Annotated in this window: 3 protein-coding genes and 1 pseudogene; 1 reads left to right on the forward strand and 3 read right to left on the reverse strand. The window is 46.4% G+C overall.

All coding sequences use genetic code 11. The features are described 5' to 3' along the window. The 3 genes from ABD915_RS08140 to ABD915_RS08150 form a co-directional block, all read right to left on the reverse strand. A partial coding sequence (locus ABD915_RS08140) for a two-partner secretion domain-containing protein (RefSeq protein WP_345117250.1) occupies positions 1–6,968 on the reverse strand: 6,968 nt, incomplete at its 3' end. A gap of 91 nt (positions 6,969–7,059) precedes the next feature. Continuing rightward, positions 7,060–8,823 (reverse strand): ShlB/FhaC/HecB family hemolysin secretion/activation protein, encoded by a 1,764-nt coding sequence (locus ABD915_RS08145; RefSeq protein WP_345117252.1) that lies wholly within the window; start codon positions 8,821–8,823, stop codon positions 7,060–7,062. After that, a complete protein-coding gene (locus tag ABD915_RS08150) occupies positions 8,823–9,005 on the reverse strand; it encodes a hypothetical protein (protein WP_345117254.1) in 183 nt (60 codons plus the stop codon). Before ABD915_RS08150 ends, ABD915_RS08145 begins: the two co-directional genes overlap by 1 nt. A gap of 276 nt (positions 9,006–9,281) precedes the next feature. Between ABD915_RS08150 and ABD915_RS08155 the strand changes: the two are divergent. Then, positions 9,282–9,790 (forward strand): annotated as a pseudogene (locus ABD915_RS08155) (type ISP restriction/modification enzyme); the annotation flags it as partial.

Here is a 9,790-nt window from a genome sequence, read left to right on the forward strand (position 1 = left end):
GTGCCGATCTCTTCCGCCAACGTCTTGCCAACCGTATCAGACAGGGCTGTGCGCAGGTTTGCAATCAGGTTCTTATCAAAAGAGCCACCCTCAAGAGCCGTTTGAACACTTGTGCCAATGGCTGCTTTGACCAGGTTCTTTTCTGCTTCACGGGTGATACGATCGACAAAAGGAGCTGTTTTGGGCAAAGATGGTCCAACACCAGCCATTTCCGTTATTTGGCTGGTCAAACCTGCTGTCACCATCGAGGAAACAATGCTGAGAATAGTCTTGGAAGAGCCAAGCTCATGCAATGCCGCCGCAATGTCACCACGATTATTGACAAGAGCCACGGCGCTTTTGTTAATTAGCGCTTGCACACCAGCTTGCATCGCCGCATTCATGGCAGCGCTAGAGCCAAGCCCTAAAGCACTGGTAATAGCACCGGCAGCGCCCGAGGCTGCTCCACCCGTGACGGCTGTAACAGCCAATGCCACCAAAGTGGCTCCGGCTTCTGTCAAACCTTGGGCTTTATAATCCCAATGTTTAAATTCAGCCTTAACTGCTTGCCAATCCACTTGCTTGGATAATTCTGGATCATCGCGCAGCTGCGTGATCCATGCCATGCCTGGGGAGCGAGACAGTTGCTCAAGGGATTTGTCAAAATCACCGGTTGCCTTATATTCAACAACAATGCCATTGCCTGCATCAAGCTTCATGCCCCCCTTAGCATCTATGGTGACATGCTCGATAGTCTCTTGAGAGTGACCTTTGTCGCTCTCGTTCCACCACAACAAGCTTTCGTTACGCTGATAAGTAGACTTAAAATCTTGGTCTTTGTTGGTGAGGAACTTGATCTTCCCCTTATCTGATGCCAAATGCATCTCGCCACCACTTTTTGCCCCTATGGCATCAAGTATGAGATCCCCATTTTGCGCGTGCATGGAGAGGTTGCCCTCTGTTTCTATCGTGGTTTTGTTTGTCGTAACTTCTGTTGACTGTTGACGAAACTTATTCTTTTGCTTCGATTTGTCACCTTCCTTGCCCCTAAGATCCAAGTCAAAACTGTTAACGTCCTGCACCGAAGACATAGTGAGAGCACCACCACTGGTGAGATTCCCATTGCCCTCTCCTTTTACCTTAACCCCATCCATGGTGAGGGTGTCGTTCGTAACAAGGTTAAGATCACCCCCACTATTGATTTCGCTTAAACGGTGCTCACGGCTTTGGGCGTTATAATGCCCTTTTTCTAATGTCTCCTTATGTTCACTTTCTAGCGCCAATGCACTAAATGTGGCAGAACCACCGATAATCATCGTCATCGGACCGCCGCTGGTGAATTCCCCACCCTCTGCGCCAAGATCACCAAAGGATTGGATGTTTAATTCATGATCAGAGCGAATTTGTCCCTTCTGCCCAGCTCGATCAACAAAACCATATTCATTCGTATCACGGATTTTAGCGGTGCTATTGACAATCGTCTCACCCGTCATGGTGATCGTATCAGCATGAATAACACCGGAAGAATTGGCTAAAAGACCGCCACTGGTGAGATCTACAGCTCCGGTGGCATCCAAAAAACCGCCATTATTAAACAAAGTTTGCGTGGTCCAAACATGCAATGCACCATCACTTACCACGGCACCGCTATTGGTAAGATGGTCCGCATTCAAGCTGACCCCATTCCCTTTCAAACGCGCACTGGCAAGATTTTCTTGCAGTCCTTGTGCATTTTTTATCCCATGCTCTGAAGAGGAAGTTGGTGCCAAATAAACGTGGGGTACTAAGACCTCTTGTCCATCGACAAGGTGGGTCTCAAGCCAGATCATATCCTTTTTGATCCCAGCAATTTGCTTTTGCGTTAATGGCTTGCCTAGCTCTAACCCCAAGGGACCTTGCTGCTCCACAGCATTGTCATAGAGCCTTTGCATTTGAGCATTAGGATCTTCAACATCAAGAAGAGTGCGATTGCCTGCCAGTTCAAAGATTTGCTCACTGACCAGACGATATTCGAAATAAGCATCCCCCAACCTTTTAAACACGTGCTCAGGCTTATAATTGCCAATCTTTTTTAAGTAATAGTCTGATCCTAAAAATTTGCTAGGGTTGATAAAGTCCTGTCGCGTTTCGATTAAAAACGGCACATCCGGTGATTGACTGACAGCCAACTCTGTCTTGACAGAGCTAAGCCCCTCTTGCGTTGGCACCTGTATGGATTCTGGTACGGGTGTTTTTGTGCTTGGTGCAAAAAGCCCTTTGTGCCCTTTCAACCCATTGATAATGCCGTCCAATCGATCATTGCTGATCAGCGGTTTGAAGCCATTAAAGTCGTTGACTTTAACACCAGCCAACTCTTGATCGCCAGAGCTATAGTTGATCAACGGTTTGAAGCCGTTAACGTTGGTATTCTTAACTCCAGCCAAGCCTTTATTGCCAGAGTTTAAGCCAATTTGACCTGCCCCCTCACGCACCGCATGATTGTCAAGAGTATCTGTAACCTTAACATCAAGAGTGCCACCAGCTTCAATCGTGCCGTAAACCACATCATAAGTGCGCATGGTTGTTTGGGTAAAGGTAGGTCCGTCCCATTCGTCTGCACCGTGCCCTATACATCCTGGATTTTTCCAAAAATTACAGTCTTTGTGTCTGTAGCGTGTTTCCGTTACAATCTTGGTTGTTTCGATTAAATCGCGCCCCTCATTGAGCAGCGTATCGCCCTGCATCTCAATGTTGCCATTGGCAGCAATTAAACTGTAGCTATTGCGGATATCACCGGCATGGACCGTGAGATGACGCCCTACCAAAATCTGTGCCGCATTATTGGTAAAATGAGGCTGCTGACGAATGATCGTGGTGTCGATATTTTTCTTGATCCTTGTGTGTTTATCAACACCTGGGATTTTTTCCCATCCTCCTCGCACGTAACTGTGACCAACCACTTTATCGGTAACTTTAACTCCCCCTTCGCGCACATTGGTAAGTGCTAAGACATCAAAGGTCATATCGCCGGATACAGCTTCTAAAAGCCCCGAACTGTTGATCACATGACCAGCCCGCTCTCCACTAAACCCACGGACAGTTAAATTGTCTTCGGCAATGACATCGCCGTGCTGATTGAGGAAAGAACCATCCAAGGAGAGTATTGCGGATTTCTGAGCGTAAATCAGGCCGCTATTGCTTATATCCCCCGTTACATTGAGCGCAATTTCATCACCACTCGAACCAACACTGCCAGCATTGCTCAGGGCATCTGCGGTTAAAACAAAAGCGCCACCACTTTTGAGAACCCCACCTTGTGCATTGAAAACCAAAGCAGCTTGCTCCAATGACGGATCATCCTTTGCTGCCACAAGTGTAAAGCTATCACTGGCTAAAAGCTGACCGGAATTTGTGAAAGAACCAAGCTTTGCATCAACAACACCGCCCACCATGGTACCAAAATTGCTGAAATCACCATGGCTCTTGAGAGTAAGTTCTCCGCCTTGTGCTTCTATCAGCCCAGCATTCGTAAGAGTGCCTGCCTTCACTCCCACATCATAGCCGCCAACCTGGCTTGTCTCACCCAGCATCAAGGTGCCATCGGTTGAGAGCTCTATCCGTTTTTGCGCAACAATGCGCCCTGTTTGGTCCACATTGTTTTGCGCACGCAAAGCAATAGTGCCATTGCTTGCAAGCGTACCGCTATTGGTTAAATCCCCATGGCTTTCGAGAGTAAGTTCCTCACCTCGCGCTTCTATAAGCCCCGCTTGGTTAAGGGTGCCTGCCTTCACTGCCACATCATAGCCGCCAATCTGGCTTGTCTCACCCATCGTCAAGGTGCCATCGGTTGAGAGCTCTATCCGTTTTTGCGCAACAATACGCCCCGTTTGGTCCACATTGTCTTGCGCACGCAAAGCAATAGTGCCATTGCTTGCAAGCGTACCGCTATTGGTTAAATCCCCATGGCTGTTGAGAGTAAGTTCCTCACCTCGCGCTTCTATAAGCCCCGCTTGGTTAAGGGTGCCTGCCTTCAGCGCCACATCATAGCCGCCAATCTGGCTTGTCTCACCCAGCGTCAAGGTGCCATCGGTTGAGAGCTCTATCCGCTTTTGCGCAACAATGCGTCCTGTTTGGTCCACATTGTTTTGCGCACGCAAAGCAATAGTGCCATTGCTTGCAAGCGTACCGCTATTGGTTAAATCCCCATGGCTTTCGAGAGTAAGTTCCTCACCTCGCGCTTCTATAAGCCCCGCTTGGTTAAGGGTGCCTGCCTTCAGCGCCACATCATAGCCGCCAATCTGGCTTGTCTCACCCATCGTCAAGGTGCCATCGGTTGAGAGCTCTATCCGCTTTTGCGCAACAATGCGCCCTGTTTGGTCCACATTGTTTTGCGCATGCAAAGCAATAGTGCCATTGCTTGCTATCATACCGCTATTGGTTAAATCCCCATGGCTGGTCAGCTGAAGATCACCACTCTCGCTCTCCATGCGCCCAGCCTGCGCTATACTGTCTGCAACAACACTGATGGCACCTTGCGTAGAGATAAAGCTGTCAACATTCTCAAAAGCGCCAACATCTATCAGCAAACCACCATGTGCTAAGATATAGGCTGCTCCCTCCTTGAGGGTGGCATCCTGTTGCTCCTGCAACGATGGGTCTTGTTGTCCTGTATCTGTTGCCTCTGCGCCTTTATTGATTAAGGATGTAGCGACAAGCTTCATCTCGCCCGTAATACTATTCAAAACACCCGCTTCATTGATCACATGCCCTATACGTTCTTTCTCAAGCCCGCCTATGATCAAATTCTCTTCGGCAATGATCGAGCCATGCTTATTGGTAAGATCACCATCCATGGAGAGCATTGTGGATTTTTTGGCGTAAATCAGCCCGCTATTGTTAACATCCCCTGCCACATTGAGGGCAACGTTCTCACCACTAGAGCCAAGCGCACCGGCATTGTCTAATCGCCCTACTGACAAGACAAAAACGCCGCCACTTTGAAGGACCCCTTTGGATGTATTCTCAAGAAAGTTTTGTTGTGAGAAAGCTTGTTGCGGTTCGGTGCCCTCTTGTGCGCTTATCATCAAATGCAAATCATCGGTTGCGATAAGTATGCCTTGATTGGTGAGTGAACTGGCATGAGTATCGACGCTATCACCGCGCATTGTGCCACTATTTATGAACTCACCACGCACTTGAAGGGTTAACGCTCCCTCTTGTGCTTCCACAGTCCCCGCTTGGGTTAAAGCATCAGCACTCAAAACCACATCATGACCTAAAAGCGTACTATTTGTGCTGGTCGTGAGCACTCCCCCCGCTGTCAACGCAACCTGCTGCATACTGATAATATCACCAGTGTGATTGAGAGCACCCTGAGCCTTAAGTGTTACTTCCCCATTAGACCAGACACTGCCTTCTTGGATTAGGGCACCGTGATGCGCATAAAGGTCAACTTTTTGCTCTGCTACTAAATGGGCGCGTGATGTAAGATCTGCTGCTTGCATCAAAAGAAAGCCGCCGGCACTATAATGACCAGCACCTACTGTGAGAGCACCATCAGCTTTCAGAACAACATTCCCCTTGGCACCAATATGATTGTTTAAAGCGGTGATTTGATTGGTTTCAATGGTTAGATCACCAAGGGAAGAAACCCCTATTTGATCATTGTCTTGCATGCGGCTCAGATCAATTGTTGCTGCTTGGATTTCTAAAAGATCAGCGGCGGCTATTCGTCCATTCCCTGCTTCAAGCGTTGTCGCCTTTAAGTGCAAAGAACCCGTCGCTGACTGTGTGCCATCACTCCCAATACCGCTTGCTAAAAGAGCATGAAACTGCAGCTTGATCACATCGGCGCGCACATCAACAGCACCGCTTGCCGCAACGCGAGCTTGCTCAGCCAGTTCAACATGCTTCAAAGCCTTCAGTTCAACCGCTTCTTCTGAAAAAAGTAGATCTTTCACATGCACACTGTCATGATGAGAGTGAGCCTTCACCGCTCCTTTGGCACGCGCTTTGGCAATCACCAGTTTGCCATCACTTGTCAACCTCATGGCGCCTGCATTGGCAACCATACTCCCAAGCATCTTAACGCCGGCGCCTTTATCGTTGGCAATCACCCGGATCTGCCCCGCATACATTCCACCAAACTCGCTGGAATCAATCGCCAATTCCGCTTCTTTGCCATCAGATCCTAGCCAAGTTGCTTCGCGCTTGTGATAATCAAAATGATTATGACCAACGACAACAGCTAAATCTCCCTTGACTTGAATGGGACCCTCTACACTGATCTTGCGCGAAACAAGATCAAAAATATCTAAGGAACTTCCATCAGCACCTCGCGCCCCAATGGTGATATCGCCGCCATCAACACGCAATCCACTCAAAGCGCCATCGGATCCAATGATCGGTTGTCCGGTCGATAAAGTCACCCGCGGTGTATTAATAAAGCCACAGCCGTTACAGGTAATTCCATTGGGATTGGCGATAATCACATCAGCCGTATACCCATGAACTTCTGTCATCCCTTCAAGACGTGAACGATTAGCGCTTATCACTTCATTGAGGATAACCTTTGCTGCACCGGTATGACGTAAATTGCTATTACCAGGCACCAATCCCCCAAGCTGTGAACGCGAAATCTCCTCAGTCGAATTGTTCAAAATCACGCCATGGGTATCAACATTGAAACTGTCATATTTGTTATGAGAAAGACCTTGTCCATTGGGGCGTGCAATATCAATCAGCGGCACATCATTGCCTGCTACTCCCACCGTAGGGCGGAAAACAGAGCCAACTCCATCAGCTGCTTTTATCCCCCCTTGGATCTCTTGTGCCGGAGGTCTTTGCGTCCCAAGCGCTTGCGCTTGCAATAACAGAGGCTGAAAGGCTAAGCAAAAGCTTAAAACCAGTGACAGCCCCTTATGGGCTCCTCGCTGCAAAACACCAAGAGCACACTGCCCTAATCCACGTCCAGATCCCAATTTGTGCTTTTGATCTCTCAATCTCCGCATCTTCAGCTCCTCATAAAATTCTTTATCTCTTAAAAAAAAACAACCCATATGGGTGTAAACAGCGCAGCGATATTTTTACCGCTTTTGTACTTTAAAACCTCAACAATGCCCGCACTTGAAAGACTCCCGTTGCATTGTCCTTCTCTCTCGGTGTCGATTGGGTCAAAATATTTGAATAAGACACATCAACATCCGTAATTTCTCCGGTTGCGTGAAAACCCAGAGTTGCCCCAACGAGGCTACCACCAAAACTGTTTTTACTCGGATTATTGGCTGCACTCCCTAAATCAAGGGCAACATAAGGCGCAAATTGGCTCATAAATTTACGCCCCATTTGCGAAGAAAAAACCGGCAATAATAGCGACAATTCATTGCGCCAAAACACGGCATTATTGCCGTAATAAATCGCCTCACGCACCCCGCGCACAGATGAACTCCCACCAAGTGACATTTGCTCTGAACTAAACAACGTATCGGGTGATAATTGTCCTGCAAACAGCGTGTTGTAGCGAAAATTAAACTGTTTTAGCGAAAAGGGACGCACGTAGCTTAGGGAAAAAGACAATTTGGAAAATTGCCCTTTGGGAGCATTTTTTGTTGCATTCTCTTGCTCTTTATCATCATAAGCGCCAAGAATTGCCAATCCCTTATAAAACCCTAGATGAGCGTTTAATTCCCCTCCCTGCCACTTGCGCGAATGATCAAGCTCTAATGTCGCTATAGCCAGTTTGCGGCTGGAAACATCAACCCGATTCCCCATAATAAAATTATCAGAATATTTCCATGTCAAACGTCCCGTAACCCATGTCTTCCCCTTTTGATCGCGGTCGATAACCCGTGAAATCCACGGTGTAAGCGATAAAGACTTACCCGATGTCATAATGTCAGAAAATATTCCCTTAACACTCGAATGATATTGGCTCCACGTCCCATCAAAACCTGCTGTCCAATAGCCATAGGGAAGTGAAAAGGAACCCGTTACCGTATCACTATTGGGACGATTTTTGGAGAACTGATACGGTCCACCATCCATGGAGCGCTGATAGCTAAACGACCATTGATCATTGGAACCTAACAGATTATCAAAAGAAAGGCTAACGCGCGTTTGGTAAAGCCCTGTTGCCTTAGCGCCAAGATTATCACTAGAAAAAGTGAGGAGCCAAGGCTTCTGTTTTTCAATATGAACATCGAGTATCGAACCACCTGAATGGCCACCAGCACCAAGGTTAATGGTGGCTTGGCGTGAGAAAAGCCGATTGATTTGATCAAGCCCTTGCTCTATCTGGCGCAGATTGGTCGGTTTCCCAATAAGGTCTGGAAAAGCCGTGATGATTTCTCCTTGGGATTTCCTCTCAACTTTATGCCCATCAAGGGTAATATCTTCCATCACACCTTCAACAATAACAATCTTAAGATGACCGCCGCTTAAATCCTGCTCGGGTAAATAAGCCCGTACCGCAATATAGCCACGCTTCATATAAAGCTTGGTCACCGCTTTGAGCACTTTGTTGATTTCAGAAATACCAAGACACCCCCCTTCCCAAAGAGAAATGGCATCATGAAGGTCCGTATGAGTAATCAACTCAGCGCCAACAAATTTAATGCTTTTGATCATCAAGCAGGTTGTATGGGGTGAAGCACCATCAAATGCTGTGGAATCATCATCCGGTAAAGATATCCCATGCGTTTCGTTCCTGCGGTGTAATTGCTGAAAACGCTGTTGTTGCATTTGTTGCCGTTGGATGCTCTCAGATTGATTAATTGCTTTCTCACGAATGTTTTGTGCAAAACTCGACAACGAGAAAAGGCACCAAAAAGCCGTGGCAAGCACAAAAGAGGAGAAAAATCTATGCATTAATTCTTGCCCACAAGGTGAGGTGCAAAATAAAACGCCTCATCATTTCCAAAGCGAAAATAACGAACCGCGTAAAAATCTTTTACTGTTTTGTTCAGATCAATTTTTTGAGAATGGACGTAAAGAGCATAAAACACATTGACCGCACCATATATCCCCGTCTTATTGGTTGCATAAGTCATAATATCTCCCCCACCTCTGAAGATTCTCATCACCTGTTAAAGTGTAATTTTACACACTGTGCACTCTTCATACGAAGGCGCAGCATATAAAGCTATTTTGGGAATAAAGAAAGCCTCTAATACACAGAATATACCAAATTTATTGTAACTGTTACATATTAGAAACAACAAAAAGCTATCCACTTTTACTATGATCTGATGAGAAAAAACATCACAACTATAGTCTATTTACGACAGAAGCAAAAAGCCAGTTCGCTATGATATTACAGATGCGAACTAGCACATTTTGAGGCTGTATACCCAAATGAAAAAACATTACTAAAGACGATCTGTTTTATTACCTTTACGGGCTTTTACATTCAGAAGACTATCGTACTCGTTATGCTGATAACCTCTCTAAAGAATTGCCTCGTATCCCTTGTGTAAACACTGCTGATGATTTTTGGAAATTTGTGACAGCAGGGCGTAAACTGAGTCATTTGCACGTGAATTATGAAGATGTGGAACCTTATCCAGTCTCATTTAAAAAGGATGACCCTAAACTTATGGATATCCCTAATCCTAAAGAATTCTATTACGTGACAGAAATGAAATTTGCTGGGAATAGTAAAGTAAAGGATAAATCGACTGTTATTTATAATCGTAATATCACAATAATAGATATCCCTCTTGAAGCTTATGAGTATATTGTAAATGGCAAACCTGCTCTTGAATGGGTTATGGGTCGTCAATGTGTTAAGACCGATAAAAAGAGTGGTATTGTTAATGATGCCAATCGTTATGCC

This window comes from Bartonella jaculi, from assembly GCF_039543045.1.
Classification (GTDB): Bacteria; Pseudomonadota; Alphaproteobacteria; order Rhizobiales; family Rhizobiaceae; genus Bartonella; species Bartonella jaculi.

Coding starts and splice junctions, on each gene's coding strand:
- ABD915_RS08145 (WP_345117252.1), bottom strand. CDS start 8,823: ATGCATAGATTTTTCTCCTCTTTTGTGCTTGCCACGGCTTTTTGGTGC.
- ABD915_RS08150 (WP_345117254.1), bottom strand. CDS start 9,005: ATGACTTATGCAACCAATAAGACGGGGATATATGGTGCGGTCAATGTG.